Source organism: Rhizobium sp. C104, from assembly GCF_022354505.1.
GTDB lineage: Bacteria > Pseudomonadota > Alphaproteobacteria > Rhizobiales > Rhizobiaceae > Rhizobium > Rhizobium redzepovicii.
The window spans coordinates 4231684-4248014 of sequence record NZ_CP092348.1; the positions used below are offsets into that span (position 1 = coordinate 4231684).

Sequence of the window (16331 nt, forward strand, 5' to 3'; positions counted from 1 at the left end):
CCTGTTATTTGCCAGCGCCGGCAATCTGGTCGCCGTCGCGGGTGAGGTAATAGGCTGCCAGGATCGGCAGAAAGGTGACGAGCACCACGAGCATGGCGACCACATTGGTGACGGGCCGCTGGCGCGGGCGGATGAGCTCTTCGAGCATCCAGATCGGCAGAGTCGATTGCTGGCCCCCAGTGAAGGTGGTGACGATGACCTCGTCGAAGGACAATGCGAAAGCCAGCATGCCGCCAGCGAGAAGGGCGGTGCCGATATTCGGCAGGATGACATGGCGGAAGGTCTGGAAGCCGTCGGCGCCGAGATCCATCGACGCCTCGATCAGCGAGCCGGAGGTGCGCCGGAAGCGGGCGACCGCATTGTTGTAGACGACGACCACGCAGAAGGTGGCGTGGCCGAGCACGATGGTCCAGACCGAAAAGGGGATGTCGAACAGACTGAAGGCGGAGCGCAGCGCAATGCCGGTGATGATGCCGGGAAGCGCGATCGGCAGGATGACCAGCAGTGAGATCGCCTCGCGGCCGAAGAACTTCGTCTGGCTGACGGCAGCCGCGCAGAGTGTGCCGAGGATGAGCGCGATCGCGCTGGCGATGACGGCGACCTGCACGGAAAGGCCAAGCGCCGACCAGACGTCCGGCCGATTCCAGGCGACAGCGAACCATTGCAGCGTCAGGCCGGGCGGCGGCCATTGATAGCTCTTCTCCTCGATGGTGAAGGCATAGACGAAGATCAGCAGGATCGGCAGGTGCAGGAAGAGCAGCCCGCCGGTGGCAGCGATCTTCAAGGGCAGCGGCGATCTCTTGAGGTCAGAGCGCATCGAAGGCCCCCAGCTTTTTGGCGAGCGACAGGTAAAGCGCCATGATGACGATCGGCACGACGGAGAAGGCGGCAGCGAGCGGCACGTTGCCGGCGGTTCCCTGCTGGGCGTAGACGGCCTGGCCGATGAACAGCCTGGACGAGCCGATGATCTGCGGGATGATGTAGTCGCCCAATGTCAGCGAGAAGGTGAAGATCGAACCGGCGACGATGCCGGGCAGCGCCAAGGGCAGCAGCACGGTGCGGAAGGTCTGGCGCGGCGTGGCGCCGAGATCGGCCGAGGCCTCGATCAGGTTGCCTGGCACACGTTCGAGGGCCGCCTGCGTCGGCAGGATCATATAGGGAAGCCAGATGTAGACGAAGACGATGAAGGTGCCAAGGTAGCTCACCGAGAGCGAATTGCCGCCGACGACGGGCAGATTGAGGATGCCGTCGAGCAGCCAGGAGAGATGTAGCCTCTCGAAGATCCAGGTGAGGATGCCTTCCTTGGCGAGGATCAGCTTCCAGGCGTACACCTTGACGAGATAGCTCGACCAGAGCGGCAACATGACGCCGAGATAGAAGAGTACCTTCCATTTGCCTTGCGCATAACGTGCCGCGTAATAGGCGATCGGAAAGGCGATCAGTGCGGAAGCGATGGTGACGAGCGCGGCCATCACGACCGTGCGGATGATGATGTCGAAATTCGTCGGGCTCAGCAACTGGGCGTAGGTCGAGAGTGTGAATTCGTAATTTACCAGGCCGGAAAAATCGTCGATCGAAAAGAAGCTCTGCAAGAGCAGGGCGATCAGCGAGCCGATGTAGATGATGCCGAGCCAGAGCAGCGGCGGCGTCAGCATCAGGAAAAGCAACAACTTCGGGTGCCGCCAGAAGACATCCGACATCCGGCCGAAGAAACCGCTGCGGCCGGGAAGGATCGATGTCTTGGCGTTGGAGATGGTGAGCGCTGTCATGCCGCATCGTCCATGTAATGGATATCGGCAGGCTGCCAGGCGAGGCGGATACCGGTGCCGACATCAGGCACAGGCGCGCCAGCCGGCAGCATCACATGCAGCCGGCTGCCCCTGAGATCGACGCCGAGACGGGTGGCGGCACCGAGGAAACTCGCATGTTCGACTGTGGCCTCGATGCCGTCGCCTGCCAGGCGGATCGCTTCGGGCCGCAAGCTCGCCCAGCGTTTCTCGCCGCCGAGCGCGGCCATCAGCTCCGGCGCGATAACATTCGAGGAGCCGACGAAATCGGCGACGAAGCGGGTCTTCGGGCGGCGGTAGATATCCTGCGGCGTGCCTTCCTGGACGATGTTGCCATTGTTGAAGACGGCGACACGATCGGCCATGGACAATGCTTCGCCCTGATCATGCGTCACGAAGACGAAGGTGATGCCGAGCGCGCGCTGCAGGCTCTTCAACTCCTCCTGCATCTGCTCGCGCAGTTTCAGGTCCAGCGCGCCGAGCGGCTCGTCGAGCAGCAGCACCTTCGGCTTGTTGACGAGGGCGCGGGCGAGTGCCACGCGCTGCCGCTGGCCGCCGGACAGCTGACCGGGGCGGCGTGCGCCATAGCCCGGCAGCTTGACAAGCTCCAGGGCATCGCCCGCCGCCTTCATCCGCTCCGCCTTGCCGACGCCCTTGACCATCAGCCCGTAGGCGACATTGTCGAGAATGTTCAGATGCGGGAAGAGCGCGTAGTCCTGGAACACAGTGTTGACGTTGCGGCGATAGGGCGGAACGCCGTCGGCCGTCTCGCCGAAGATCTGGATATGGCCGGCACTCGGCTGCTCGAAGCCGGCGATCAATCTCAGGCACGTCGTCTTGCCGGAGCCGGACGGACCGAGCATGGCGAAGAATTCGCCCGGCGCGATCTCGAGATCGACGCCGTCGACGGCGCGAACCTGGCCAAAATGGCGCGATACCTGCTGGAAGCGGACGGCTGACGTCATTGGGAGCTCCGGGCCTTTCATGTTCATAGAGGGCTTTGGTCTTGGCCAGTGAAGACCCCGCCCCAAACCCCTCCCCACAAGGGGGAGGGGCTTAACCTGCCGTACCGTTTCGCAAATACCTTGGTGTTTCGGCAGGATTCGGCGGTGCCACTTGTCGCCCCTCCCGCTTGTGGGGAGGGGTTCGGGGCGGGGTCTTCAACCACACAAGCTGACCTGGCTATTACCGTCCGCCAATCACGCCAATATAATCCGACACCCAGCGATGATAGGGCACGCATTCGCTCTGTGTCGCGCATTTGGCGACCGGGGTTTTCCAGAACTTGATCTTGTCGAAGTGATCGAAGCCGTTGGTGGCGCAGCCGGCGTCGCCCATCAATTCGTTGCCCTTGCAGGCGGCGGGAACCGAGGGGACAGCGCCGAACCAGGCGGCGGCGTCGCCCTGGACCTTGGCCTGCAGCGAATGTTCCATCCACATATAGGCGCAGTTCGGGTGTTCGCTGTCGGCGTGCAGCATGGTGGTGTCGGCCCAGCCGGTGACGCCTTCATCCGGGAAGGTGGAGGCGATCTTCTGCTTGTCGGCCTGCAGCAGGTTCACCTGGAAGGGCCAGGAACCGGAAGCGACGACGCCTTCGTTCTTGAAGTCGTCGATCTGGATCATTGCATCGTGCCAGTAGCGGGAGACGAGCTTGCGCTGGCCGCGCAGCAGGTCGAGGGCCGCCTTGTACTGGTCTTCGGTCAGTTCGTAAGGATCCTTGATGCCCAGATCCGGCTTGTGGGCCATCAGATAGAGGGCGGCGTCGGCGAGATAGATCGCGCCGTCATAGGCCTGGACGCGGCCCTTGTTCGACTTGCCGTCCGGCAGGGTCTGCTCCTCGAAGACGACGTTCCAGCTGGTCGGCGCCTTGTCCTTGAAGGCGTCGGTATTATACATCAGCACATTCGGCCCCCAGAGATAGGGCACGCCGTAATGCACGTCGCCGACCGTATACCACGGGCCTTTCTGCAGGCGCTCGTCGACGGTCTTGAAGCTCGGGATCAGATCGGTGTTGATCGGCTGGACACGTTTGCCGGCGATGAGGCGCAGCGATGCGTCGCCCGATGCCGTGACAAGGTCGAAGCCGCCCTCGTTCATCAGCGATACCATTTCATCCGAGGTGGCGGCGGTCTTGACGGAGACCTTGCAGCCCGTCTCCTTTTCGAAATCGGTGACCCAGTCATAGTTCTTGTCGGTCTCGCCGCGTTCGATATAGCCGGCCCAGGCGACGATGCTGACTGCTCCTTCGCCCTTGCCGAGCGCCTTCAGCGGTTCGGCGGCGATCACCTGTGTCGCGAAGCTCAGGCAGGCGAGTCCTGCCGTGCAGGATTTCAAGAGATGCGTCATCATCAGTCTCCCGGTCTGGTGCCACTTTCCGTGGCGGTTTGTTCCCTGAGGAAGAAGGTGAGCCGAAAAAACCGCTTTCGCAAATTCATTTATCAGAAAGGCGTTATCGGAAATTCCGATATCAGCGGATGCGGCCGGAGCGGAGACTCTCGGCGATGCCGACGAAATCGCGTGCGGCCTGCGGCAGGCTGGAGCCCTTGCGCCAGACCATGCCGACCTGGACGACCGGCAACGATCCGGAGACGTCGCGGCTTTCGATCCGGTCGCCTTCGAGCGACCACGGGCGGTAGACGAGATCGGGCAGCAGCGCCACGCCGGCGCCTGTGGCAACCAGGCTGCGCACCGCTTCCACCGAGCGGGTGCGGAAGGCGACGTGCGGGCGGGCGCCGAGGGCCGAAAGCAGCTTGCCGGTATTCTCCTCGATTTCGTCGACCGTCAGCATGATCAGCGGTTCGCGGGCGATGTCGGCGACCGAGATGATGTCGGCCGATACCAGCGGATGGCCCATCGGCAGCCAGAGCCGATCAGGGCGAGGTTTCGAGGATCTCGGCCTGCAGCGCCATGCGGTCGCGCAGGTTCGAGATCACCATGACGGCGACGTCGAGTTCGCCGCCGACCAGGAGATGTTCGAGGTACCCGCCATTATCCTCGATGGCGCTGACCTCGATGCCCGGGCAGGCGCGCCGGTATCGCGCGAGGAGGTCGGAGAGCACATAGCCGGCGACAAGCGAGGTGACGCCGATGTTCAGCGTGCCGGAAAGCGCGCTTTGCTGGCCGGAAAAGCTGGTGCGCGCATCGGAGACGGAGGCCAGAATCTTCGTCGCGTGACGCAGGAACTGGTGGCCGTTATGGGTGATCGTCAGGCCGCGCGGATGGCGCTCGAAGAGCGCAACGCCGAGGTCGGTTTCAAGCTCTTTCAGCGCCTCCGTCACCGAGGATTGCGAGATCGACAGGTTCTGCGCGGCGCGCGTTACCGAGCCCTGTTCGGCGACGGCGACAAAATATTGAACCTGGCGAAGCGTGAAGGCCATCAGCGTTTAGAGCATGGCGAAACAGGCCGTGGCAAGCGGCTGAAAAAAGCGGACCTGTTTTGGTCTTTTCTCAAAATGGCGCAGGCTTCGCACCCTCACTTAAACTTTCGGAAACGTCATTTCCTTAGCATTATCAGCACTTGTCCTGCGTTGGAGTTTCAGATGGCGGAGCAGTTGGCGTGAAGGCCTTACTGCGCATGTTCCGGCCTTCCCGGAAATTGGCAATCATCATCGGTGGAGTCGCTCTTCTGGCGGGCGTTTCCGGCGGCGCGGCCGTCTATGTCGGCAAGGACAGGCTGATCGGTGCCGCCGGTGGCGGCTACGGAACTCGAATGCAGCGACGTCAATCTGGTGACGATCCGGAAGCAGAACCACATCTGGGTGCGCAAATACATCAAGACCGAACCGACCGACGGGATGACCCGCGTCAGGACAGCGCTTCGTGTCGCCCAGGCGGTTTATGCCGCGCAGAAACCGGATCTGGTCCAGGTGGTCGTGCTCGACGAGAACGGCCCGACATTGCGCGCCGACATTCGCGGCCGGGCAATCGGCGCCGATGTCGTCTATATCCCGCATCCCGACAAGACCGTTCCCGGCCTCGACGACAAGTCCTATACCGCGCGCTACTATGACGGCAGGGCCAGTGAAAACGGGCTGTTCTTCGGCGAGCGGATCGATCTGCCGGTGGATGAGATCGCTATGATCAGCGCCGGTTTCAAGGATCCCGAGGATTGCGTCGACCCGGTCGCCGTCGGCTCGACCAAGAGTGAGGAAAATGGCAAGAAGGCCGCAGGCGGCGCGCATGGCGCAGCACCGGCCGCCGAAAGCGAAACGGTGCCGACCGCCGAGGGCGCCGGCACCGATGTGGTGGCCGAGGCACCGGCTGAAGAACCGCCGGCGGAAGCGCCAAAGACCCACTGAACGAGAGGCATAGAGCGGTTTAGCTTTTCACGGAAGCGCAGAACCGCTCTAAGCTTTTATTTTAACGCAATTCCGGACGGATAACCGCTTCGCACTTTTCCTGGAATTGCTCTAAAAGCGGAGCGCCGGTCGGCACTCCGCTTATTTTGTTTTGACGTTTATTCCCGTCAGTCGGCCTTGTTGCGGCGGGCTGGGAAGAGGATGACGTCGCGGATCGACGGGGCGTTGGTCAAAAGCATGATCAGGCGGTCGACGCCGATGCCGAGGCCGCCCGCCGGGGGCATGCCCTGGTCGATCGCGTCGAGGAATTCCTCGTCCAGCTGCTTTTCCTTTTCGCCGCGGGCATGGGCCTGTTCGAGCTGCTCGACCATGCGGCGGCGCTGCTCTTCGGGATCGTTGAGCTCGGAGAAGGCGTTGCCGAGTTCCCAGGCGTTGCAATAGGTCTCGAAGCGCTCGACCAGGCGCGGCTCGCCCGGCACTTCCTTGGCGAAGGGCGAGATGTCCTTCGGGAAATGCGTGACATGGGACGGCTGGATCAGTGTGGATTCAACCTTTTCCTCGAAGATGAAGGCAAGGCACTCGCCCCAGGTCCAATCCTTCTCGACCGCGAAGCCGACAGCCTTGGCAGCAGTGCGTGCTTCCTCGTCGGTTTTGATCGCAAGGAAATCGATGCCGGTCGCTTGCTTGACGGCGTCAGGCATCGGCACGCGCTTGAACGGACCCTTGAAGGACAGCTGCTTGTCGCCGAAATCGAATTCGGCGGTGCCATGAATGGAGAGCGCCAGGGTTTCGAACAGCCGCTCGACGAGGTCCATCATGTCCTCGTAATCGGCATAGGCCCAATAACACTCCATCATCGTGAATTCGGGATTGTGCCGGGTGGAGACGCCTTCGTTGCGGAAGTTGCGGTTGATCTCGAAGACCTTGTCGGTGAGGCCGGAGACCAGCGTGCGCTTCAGGAACAGTTCCGGCGCGATGCGCAGATACATGTCGAGCTTTAGCGTGTTGTGATGCGTCTTGAACGGCTCGGCGGTGGCGCCGCCATAGATCGATTGCAGCATCGGCGTCTCGACTTCCATGAAGCCGTCATTCTCCATGAAGCGGCGGATGCCGGAGACGATCTTCGAGCGCTGCTGGAAGCGAAGCTTCGAATCCTCGTTGGTCATGATGTCGAGATGGCGCTTGCGATAACGCAGCTCGATGTCGGAGAGGCCGTGCCATTTCTCGGGCATCGGCAGCAGCGACTTGGTCAGCATCTCGATCTTCTGGGCGTTGATCGTCAGCTCGCCGCGCTTGGTGCGGCGCACGATGCCGGTGACGCCGATGATGTCGCCGATGTCGATCATCGGCAGCAAAGCGCGGGCTTCCTCGCCGGTGACGTCCTTGTGCGAGAAGATCTGGATCTTGCCGGAGGCGTCATGAATATCCATGAACATGCCGGAGTTGCGCGAGGAATAGACGCGGCCGGCGACAGTGACGACATCCTGCGTCTCGACGTCGGGTTCCAGAGATTCGTACTTGGCGCCAAGCTCGGCATTGGTCAGCGTCCGGTGGAAATGCGCCGGATAGACGTCGCCGATCTGCTCGCGCAGCAGCTTCAGCTTCTGGGCGCGCACCTCAGTCACGTCGGAGGAAAGGGTGTTTTCGGTCTTGTCGTTCATGTCATTCGCCTCATCGATGCGGCACGAATTCTAAATCAATGCTTCCGCGGTTCGAAGCGCGGCGGCTGGCTCGGCCTGACCCTCCCCACAAGGGGGAGGGCTTCGGCTGTCATTTCGAGCCGACGAGGGCGGCGACGGCCTGGGATGCGAGCTTCAGGCGCTGGCGCACGACGGAGCGGCCGAGGATCGCCATGGAATCGAAGAGCGGCAGCGAACGCGACGAGCCTGACACGGCGACGAAGAGCGGCGAAACCACGACCTTCAGCTTCTTGCCCATGCGGTCGGCAACGGCGCGCAGCTCCGCCTCGATCGTCTCGACATTCCATTCCAGGATCTTTTCCAGATCCGGCTGAACGGTGTTGAGGATCTCCAGGATCTCTTCCGGCGGAGACTTGATCTTGGCGAAGTCGGACGGCTGCAGGCCGAGATCGGACTTCAGCAGGAAACCGGCGAGATCGGGCAGCTCGCCGAGCTTGGAAATGCGCGTCTGCGACAGGCGGAGACCCGCCTTCAGGCGGTCGTTTTCCATCGCCCAGCTGAGCACCCGCGCCTGGAATTCCTCTTCGGACAGTTTCTCGCGGATCCAGCGGCCGTTCAGCCAGTCGAGCTTCTGGATATCGAAGATCGCGCCGGCCTTGGAAAGGTTCTCCGGGTCGAACTTTTCCGACAGCTCGTCCATCGTAAGCAGCTCTTCGCCTTCGGCGATCTGGATGAAGAACAGGCCGAGGAAGTTCATCAGCGCCTCGGGGATATAACCGAGCGCCGAATAATAGGAGATCGAGGTCGGGTTCTTGCGCTTCGACAGCTTGGACTTGTCGGCATTGCGCATCAGCGACAGATGCATGAAGACCGGCTGGTCCCAGCCGAAATAGCGATAGAGCAGGATGTGCTTCGGCACCGAAGCCAGCCATTCCTCGCCGCGCGCCACATGGGTGATCTTCATCAGATGGTCGTCGATGACGTTGGCCATGTGATAGGTCGGCATGCCGTCGGCCTTGATCAGCACCTGCATGTCGACGGAATCCCAGGGGATGGAGACATCGCCGTAGACGCCGTCGGTGAAGTCGCAGGAGCCTTCAGCCGGGATCTTCATGCGGATGACGGTCGTCTCGCCGGCTGCCATGCGCGAGGTCACTTCCTCGGCCGTCAGGCTGAGGCAGAGGCCGTCATATTTCGGCGGCTTGCCGGCGGCGCGCTGCGCCTCGCGCATCTGTTCTAGACGCGCGGGCGTGCAGAAACAGCGGAAGGCGTGGCCCTTGTCCAGCAGTTCCTCAGCGTAAGGCTGGTACATCGGCTTGCGGTCGGACTGGCGATAGGGACCGTAGGGACCGCCGATATCAGGGCCTTCCTTCCATTCCAGCCCGCACCATTTCAGGGCATCCAATACCTTTGTCTCGAATTCCGGGGTCGAGCGCGTCGCGTCGGTATCCTCGATGCGCAGGATGAACTCGCCGCCGTGCTTCTTGGCGAAAAGGTAGTTGAAGAGAGCGATGTAAGCGGTGCCGACATGCGGCTCGCCGGTCGGCGAGGGAGCGATGCGGACGCGGACGCCGGAAGTTGTCATTGGTATGGCCCGTCAATGAACGCCGGACGGCTTTCCGGGGAAAGCGACGTGCGGCCGAAGGATGCAGATATCTTCATCGGCAAACCGGCCGAAAAAGGGCATGCGCCCGCACTATCCGCCGATCGTCCGTTCGGCTGGCCTTAGGCCATATTCAACCGGGCGCGTCAAGAAAAACCACGTCTGCAAAGGCCCGGGGCAGTGAGGACGGTGCGCCGGTTGCGACGCGCCGTCCCGCTTCCGTCTCAGTGGGCGCCGTCGCGTTTCTGCTTGCGGGCGTTGCGCGCGATCATGTTCAGCACCTCGACCGCTGCCGAGAAGGCCATGGCGGCGTAGATGTAGCCCTTCGGCACATGGAAGCCCATGCCTTCGGCGATCAGCGTCGTGCCGATCATCAGCAGGAAGGCGAGCGCCAGCATGACGATCGTCGGGTTCCGCTCGATGAAGTTGGCAAGCGGGTTTGCGGCCACCAGCATGACGGTGACGGCGGCGATGACGGCGATCACCATGATCGGCAGATGCGGGGTCATGCCGACGGCGGTGATGATGCTGTCGACGGAGAAGACAAGATCGAGCAGCAGGATCTGGCCGATTGCCGATGCGAAGCCGGTTGTGACGGATTTCGCGATGAAATCCTCCTGATGGTCCACGGGGTCGACGGTGTGGTGAATTTCCTTGGTGGCTTTCCAGACGAGGAACAGGCCGCCGGCGATCAGGATCAGGTCCTTCCAGGAGAAGCCGTGTCCGAAGGCCTCGAACAACGGTTCGGTCAGTTGCACGATCCAGGCGACGGTGCCGAGCAGTCCCAGGCGCATGACCAGCGCCAGACCGATGCCGATCTTGCGGGCCTTCTCCCGGTGCTCGGGCGGCAGTTTGTTGGTGAGAATGGAAATGAAGATCAGATTGTCGATCCCGAGAACGACTTCCATCACCACCAGCGTGATGAGCGCCACCCAGGCGGCCGGATCCTGAATGAGCGTCATGATTTCCTGCATCAGCGTATACCTCTTTGCGTCACATGATGAATGACGCGCGCAATGTAATGTCGGCGGCCTGCCACGCAAGCGTCGCAAGGGGGTATACGAGATCGATGTGACTTTTATTCCCTAGAAGAGGATGATGTCGTCCGAAAACCGCTCACACTTTCCGGCATCATGCTCTGATCGGCAGCCAGATTTCGGTGACGCCCATGCCGGTATAGGGGTCGAAGCGCTCGTCGTAGCGTTCGAACATGTCGGGGGTCTCGCCATGCTCCAGGCCGGAGGTCGGCCACCATGTGCCGAAAATCCGGTGCATGGTCGCGGGGATGCCGGAGACATGGCCGCGATGGGTGAAGACGACGTAGCGCTGGCCCGGAAGCTTGAGCGTTGCAAAATCCGCCGGCAGATCACCGGCATCGGAGATTTCGGCCGCGGCCATATAGCGGAATTTCTCCGCTTCGCCGTCGATATGCGTGCAGATGCCGTAGGCGACGTTGCCTTTCTGGCCCGAAATATGGCCGAAATGGGCATTGAACTTCTGCCAGAGCGAGGGAATGGCGGCATTGCCGCCATAGGGGTAGATCTCCTGCAGGCCGGCAAAGAGCATCGGCTGAAGGGTTTCGAAGCGGGGCGGTTCGAGGTTGTTGAGGTGGGCGGGGTCCATTCTGATCGGCTCCAGCAAGACAAGGTTACGGGCGTGCCCCTGCCGGCGCACCGCATCCGGCGTCATGCCGAACTGGTCGCGGAAGGCACGGGTGAAGGCTTCGTGCGAGCCGTAGCCCGAGCAAAGCGCAACCTCGAGAATGGTGGATGAGCCGCCGACAAGCGCCGGCAAGGCGCGGCTGAGGCGCCGTCCTCTGATATAGCCGCTGATCGAGTGGCCGGTGACGAGCCCGAAGACGCGTGACAGGTGGTAACGCGACAATCCGGCTGCTTCCGATATCTCTTCCAGCGATAGATCGCTTTCGAAATGGCTCTCTATGAACCATATCGCCCGTGCGATGGCGCTCATCCTTACTCCCCTTGTTACCGCTTCTTTCTTAGAGAAATGCCGGCAGCCGGGTTTGATCGTAGTTGCGGAGTTTCGGCCGGTCGGCAGCGGCCGTCAAGGATGCGGTCAGGCGCTCTCGTGCCGGCGCGCGCCGTAGGCGGCCATGAAGACCCGGATCGCGCCGCGGATGACGCGCTCGATTTCGTCGCGATGCGGCGGCTCTTCCATGCTTCCGAACAGGCGGAGCTTGAAGAAACTGCCGCTGGCAAGGTCGAGAAACTGGCCGGCAGCCAGATCGATATCGTCGATCTCGAGCCTGCCTTCGGTGATCTGCCGTTCGAGGAAATCGCGCATGATGGTGCGCAGGTTTTCCGGGCCTTTGAAGAAGCGTTGACAGAGCACCGGCATGCGGTCGCGCACGCCAAGAACGGTGCGCATCGCGTTGATGACCTTTTCATCGGTCATATGGGTGACGAAGCTTATGCCGAATTCGTACAGGCCGGCTTCGGGATCGTCATGTTCGGCAAGGGCTGTCCGTACGGTCGCCACGAAGGCGGCGCGCTCGGCCTCGATCATCGCCGAAAACAGTTCTTCCTTGTTGGTGAAATAGACGTAGAGGGTGCCCTTGGAGACGCCGGCCTCGCGCGTCACGTCGTTCATGCTGGCGGCGTCGAAGCCCATCTTCATGAAGACACGCTTGGCGCCGGCGAGAATCTGCTGGCGCTTGGCCGGGTCTTCGCCCGCGGCAAACCTGCCTCCGCCAACGGGAGGGCTGAAGACGGCGGCGTGGTCGGGTTTCAACGTCATATCTCTATTAACCGTGTTCACGGTTTCGCATTTTCTTTAAAGAAATCGAACCGATTGGTTCTATACATCTTGATATGACGATAAAACAGGTTTAAGTCAACTGAACCGAACCGTTCAGTTCGATTATTTACTCCAAGATCGGTAAAGTGGTCATGTCGAGCAACCAGAAAAGCAACGTCGCGCGGATTGTCAGCGAAAACGCCGAAGCCGAAGAGGCAAAGGCCGAAGTCGCTACCGTTGCCGAAGCTCCGATGGCGGAAGCCCTGGAAAAGCCGTCTGCCCCCGCGCAGTCGGCGCCGGCTTCAGCTCCGGTCGCTGCACCTGCAGCTCCGAAGAAGCGCCGCAGCCCGGTACTGCCGATCGTCGTGCTCGCCATTCTGGCGGGTGGCGGCTGGTATGGTTACGAATGGTGGACGAACGGCCGCTTCATGGTGTCGACCGACGACGCCTATATCGAGGGCGATATCGCAACGATTTCGCCGAAGGTCACGGGCTACGTCGCGAAGGTGAATGTGGTCGCCAACCAGGAAGTCAAAGCGGGCGACGTGCTTGCCACGCTTGATAACGGCGACTATCAGAACGCCCTCGATCAGGCGCAGGCCCAGATCGCCACCGAACAGCTTTCGCTGCAGCGCATCGACGCGCAGATCGAAGGCGCCAATGCCAGCCTCGTACAGGCGCGGGCGCAAAAGGTGGCACTCGAAGCGGCCGTTCGCGGTGCCGAGATTACCCAGAAGCGCCAGAGCGAGCTGCAGGCGAAGTCGGTCGGCACTGCCGCCGATCTCGACAATGCCAATATCGCGCTCGACCAGGCCAAGGCCAATCTTGCCGGCGGCGATGCCAATATCACCGCCGCGCAGGCCAACATCACCATCCTTCAGGCGCAGCGCAAGGAGGCCGAAGGTTCGGTTCGGTCGCTGGAAATTTCGCGCGACAAGGCCGCCCGTGACCTCTCCTTCACCGTGCTTAAGGCGCCCTATGACGGTATCGTCGGCAACCGCTCGGTCCAGGAAGGCGATCTCGTTTCGCCCGGCCAACGCCTGATGGCGCTCGTTCCGGTGCGTGAGCTCTATATCGACGCCAACTTCAAGGAAACGCAGATCCAGCATCTGGTTGCGGGCTCGAAGGTCAACGTCCATGTCGATGCCTATAGCGACCATCCTGTCGTCGGTACCGTCGAATCGATCTCGCCGGCGTCCGGCTCGGTGTTCTCACTGCTGCCGCCGGAAAATGCGACGGGCAATTTCACCAAGGTGATACAACGCGTGCCGGTGCGCATCGCGCTACCGCAGGACGCGCTCGACAGCGGGCGTCTGCGCGCGGGCCTCAGCGTCGTCGTCGACGTCGATACCCGCACGGCGCCGAGCAAGTGAGCCTGTAGACAAGGCGGAGGTTCTCCGATGGCCGGAAGCGCGACAGCAACAGCGGGAACGATTCCGGCAGCGCCTGCCCACGCCGACGAGCGCATGGATCCGAGGAAGCTCATCGCCTTCTTCGCGATGGTGCTCGGCATGTTCATGTCGATCCTCGACATTCAGATCGTCTCGGCCTCGCTCGCCGAAATCCAGGCTGGCCTTTCGGCCGGCAGCGACGAGGTCGGCTGGGTGCAGACGGCCTATCTGATCGCTGAGGTGATCATGATCCCGCTTTCGGGCACGCTGGCGCGGATCATTTCGACGCGTTATCTTTTCGCGATCTCGGCCGCCGGTTTCACCATGGCGAGCGCGCTCGCCGCGACGGCGACCAATATCGACCAGATGATCGTCTACCGCGCCATTCAAGGCTTCATCGGCGGCGGCATGATCCCGTCGGTGTTCGCGGCCGCCTTCACCATCTTCCCGGCGTCGAAGCGCAGCATCGTTTCGCCGATCATCGGCCTGATCGCGACGCTGGCGCCGACCATCGGCCCGACGGTCGGCGGTTATCTTAGCCACGCTTTCTCCTGGCACTGGCTGTTCCTCGTCAATATCGTTCCCGGCATCATCGTTACCATCGTCACCTGGAACTTCATCGATTTCGACAAGCCGGAACTGTCGCTCTTCAAGAAGTTCGACTGGTGGGGACTGATCTCGATGGGCATCTTCCTGGGCACGATGGAATATGTGCTCGAAGAGGGCAATTCGAACGACTGGTTCAACGACAGTTCCATCGCAATTGCCGCCGTCGCCTCGGGCGTTGGAGCCATCATCTTCTTCTATCGCGCCTTCACGGTGGAGTTCCCCGTCGTCGATCTCAAGGCCTTTGCGAACCGGAATTTCTCCTTCGGCTCGATCTTCTCCTTCGTCATGGGTATCGGCCTCTATGGTCTCACCTATATTTACCCGGTCTATCTCGGCCGCATCCGCGGCTATGATTCGCTGATGATCGGCCAGACGATGTTCGTCTCCGGGCTTGCGATGTTCTTCACCGCACCGATCGCCGGCCGGCTGTCGACGAAGATGGACCTGCGCCTGATGATGGTGATCGGTTTCATCAGCTTTGCCGCCGGCACATACATCATGATCCACCTGACGGCGGATTGGGATTTTTACGAACTGTTCATCCCGCAGATCCTGCGCGGTTTCGGGCTGATGATGTGCATGGTGCCGATCAACAACATCGCGCTCGGCACGATGCCGCCCTCGCGCATCCGCGGCGCATCCGGCCTGTTCAACCTGACCAGAAACCTCGGCGGCGCCGTCGGCCTTGCTGTGATCAACACCGTGCTCACCAACCGGCAGGACGTGCATTACGAGCGCCTGCGGGAAAATATGGACTGGGGCAATCCGGCGGCGATCGACCAGATGAACAATATGACCGCCAATTTCAACACATACGGCATGGATGGCGCCTCGGTTGCGATCAAGCAGATGGTCGGCCTCGCCACCAAGCAGGCGGTGATCCTGTCCTTCAGCGACGTGTTCCTGATCCTGACCGCGCTTTTCGTTGCGATGATCTTCGGTGTCGCGATGATCAAGAAACCCGCACCGCAAGGTGGGGGAGGCGGTGGCGGCCACTGACCTCCGGCCTGCCGCCCCATGGAAAGGTCCTCTCCGGAGGACCTTTTTATTTGCCGTTTTCCAGCCCTTATGTCATCAGCATGTAATCCTCGGTCGGCTTGGTCCCAAGCAGACGGCCGGCGGGAAAAACAGTGCGCCAATCGGCCTGTTCGATTTTTTGATTTACGTACATCAAGTTTGGCGCTAATGGTCTCGTCAGGAGGAATGATGAGGCCAACAGTTCACGATATCGCAGCCGCCGCCGGGGTCAGCCTTGCGACTGTCGACCGGGTTCTCAACCAGCGCCCGGGCGTGCGTCACGTCACGCGGGAGAAGGTCGAGACCGCAATCCGCGACCTCGGTTATATCAGGGACGTGGCCGCCGCAAATCTTGCCAAGGGGCGCACCTATCCGCTGGTCTTTATCCTGCCCGCCAGCGACAATTCCTTCATGCATGGGCTGAATGCCGAGATCCGGCAGGCGGTTCTGCGCTCGCCGGCCGAGCGCACCGATATCCGCATCATCGAGGTGCCGGCCTTCGATCCGGCCGCCCTGGTCTCCGTGCTCGAAGGGCTTTCCCGGGAAAAGCCTTGCGGCATCGCGATGGTCGCGACCGATGCGCCTGAAGTGCGCGCCGTCGTCGACAGACTGGTGCGCGAGCGCTTTCCCATCGTCACCCTGGTTTCCGATCTCACCGGGTCGCTTCGCCATCATTATGCCGGCGTCGACAATATCGCGGCCGGCCGGACGGCGGCGCGTCTGCTCGGCCGATTTCTCGGGCCGCGAAAGGGTGAGATCGCCGTGCTCGCCGGCTCCATGCTGGTGCGCGACCATCGCGAGCGGCTGGAAGGTTTTGCCGCTGTGATGGCAGAAGAATTTCCCGATCTTGCGATCCTGCCGGTTCTCGAAGGCCGCGACGACCCCGAGGTCGCCCACAGGCTGGTTGCCGATGCACTCGGGAATGCCGGCATCGTCGGCATCTACAGCCTCGGCGCCGGCAATCGCGGCCTCATTCGGGCGCTGAAGGAGAAGGCTGCCGACCGGACGCTGACCGTGGTTGCCCACGAACTGACCGCACATACGCGCGCAGCGCTCATCGACAACACGATCGATGCGATCCTCAACCAGGACGCCGGCCATGAAGTGCGCAGCGCCATCCGCATATTGAAAGCCAAAGCGGACGGCCTTGCCGTCATCGCAGCGCAGGAGCGCATCCGCCTCGACATATTCCTGAAGGACAATCTGCCGTAACGGCAAAGGAGAATACC

Annotated in this window: 12 protein-coding genes and 2 pseudogenes; 4 read left to right on the plus strand and 10 right to left on the minus strand. The window is 61.8% G+C overall.

What is annotated here, in order from left to right:
- Positions 1-4 precede the first annotated feature (4 nt).
- The 5 genes and pseudogenes from MF410_RS21945 to MF410_RS21965 all read right to left on the minus strand — a co-directional run bounded on the left by MF410_RS21945 (position 5) and on the right by MF410_RS21965 (position 5164).
- Positions 5-817, minus strand: a complete 813-nt coding sequence (locus tag MF410_RS21945) for an ABC transporter permease (protein ID WP_097628670.1) — start codon at positions 815-817, stop codon at positions 5-7.
- Positions 807-1769 (minus strand): ABC transporter permease, encoded by a 963-nt coding sequence (locus MF410_RS21950; RefSeq protein ID WP_097628671.1) that lies wholly within the window; start codon positions 1767-1769, stop codon positions 807-809. Before MF410_RS21950 ends, MF410_RS21945 begins: the two co-directional genes overlap by 11 nt.
- Positions 1766-2752 carry an ABC transporter ATP-binding protein gene (locus tag MF410_RS21955; protein WP_097628672.1) on the minus strand — a complete coding sequence of 329 codons (987 nt, stop codon included), beginning with the start codon at positions 2750-2752 and terminating at the stop codon, positions 1766-1768. The genes MF410_RS21950 and MF410_RS21955 overlap by 4 nt, the downstream gene beginning before the upstream one ends.
- A gap of 220 nt (positions 2753-2972) precedes the next feature.
- Positions 2973-4133, minus strand: a complete 1161-nt coding sequence (locus MF410_RS21960; RefSeq protein WP_097628673.1) for an ABC transporter substrate-binding protein — start codon at positions 4131-4133, stop codon at positions 2973-2975.
- Positions 4134-4254: 121 nt separating this feature from the next.
- Positions 4255-5164, minus strand: a pseudogene (locus MF410_RS21965) (LysR family transcriptional regulator).
- Between the two features lie 179 nt (positions 5165-5343).
- Between MF410_RS21965 and MF410_RS21970 the strand changes: the two are divergent.
- Positions 5344-6085 (plus strand): annotated as a pseudogene (locus MF410_RS21970) (hypothetical protein).
- Positions 6086-6252: 167 nt separating this feature from the next.
- Here MF410_RS21970 and lysS read toward each other — a convergent pair.
- The 5 genes from lysS to MF410_RS21995 form a co-directional block, all read right to left on the minus strand.
- Positions 6253-7746: a lysine--tRNA ligase gene (lysS, locus tag MF410_RS21975; RefSeq protein WP_097628675.1), complete on the minus strand. Its 1494-nt coding sequence runs from the start codon at positions 7744-7746 to the stop codon at positions 6253-6255.
- A gap of 109 nt (positions 7747-7855) precedes the next feature.
- Positions 7856-9310 (minus strand): glutamate--tRNA ligase, encoded by a 1455-nt coding sequence (gene gltX / locus MF410_RS21980; RefSeq protein ID WP_097628676.1) that lies wholly within the window; start codon positions 9308-9310, stop codon positions 7856-7858.
- Between the two features lie 242 nt (positions 9311-9552).
- Positions 9553-10302, minus strand: coding sequence for a TerC family protein (locus tag MF410_RS21985; protein WP_097628677.1), 750 nt, complete (start codon positions 10300-10302; stop codon positions 9553-9555).
- A gap of 157 nt (positions 10303-10459) precedes the next feature.
- Positions 10460-11299: an AraC family transcriptional regulator gene (locus MF410_RS21990; RefSeq protein ID WP_097628678.1), complete on the minus strand. Its 840-nt coding sequence runs from the start codon at positions 11297-11299 to the stop codon at positions 10460-10462.
- A gap of 105 nt (positions 11300-11404) precedes the next feature.
- A complete protein-coding gene (locus MF410_RS21995) occupies positions 11405-12085 on the minus strand; it encodes a TetR/AcrR family transcriptional regulator (protein WP_097628679.1) in 681 nt (226 codons plus the stop codon).
- A 152-nt stretch (positions 12086-12237) separates the two neighbouring features.
- On the opposite strand from MF410_RS21995, the gene MF410_RS22000 reads away from it, so the two are divergent.
- From MF410_RS22000 to MF410_RS22010, 3 genes are all read left to right on the plus strand, one after another.
- Positions 12238-13458, plus strand: a complete 1221-nt coding sequence (locus MF410_RS22000; protein ID WP_097628680.1) for an HlyD family secretion protein — start codon at positions 12238-12240, stop codon at positions 13456-13458.
- A 27-nt stretch (positions 13459-13485) separates the two neighbouring features.
- Positions 13486-15084: a DHA2 family efflux MFS transporter permease subunit gene (locus tag MF410_RS22005; RefSeq protein WP_097628681.1), complete on the plus strand. Its 1599-nt coding sequence runs from the start codon at positions 13486-13488 to the stop codon at positions 15082-15084.
- A gap of 207 nt (positions 15085-15291) precedes the next feature.
- Positions 15292-16314 carry a LacI family DNA-binding transcriptional regulator gene (locus MF410_RS22010; RefSeq protein WP_097628682.1) on the plus strand — a complete coding sequence of 341 codons (1023 nt, stop codon included), beginning with the start codon at positions 15292-15294 and terminating at the stop codon, positions 16312-16314.
- The last annotated feature ends 17 nt before the right edge of the window (positions 16315-16331 follow it).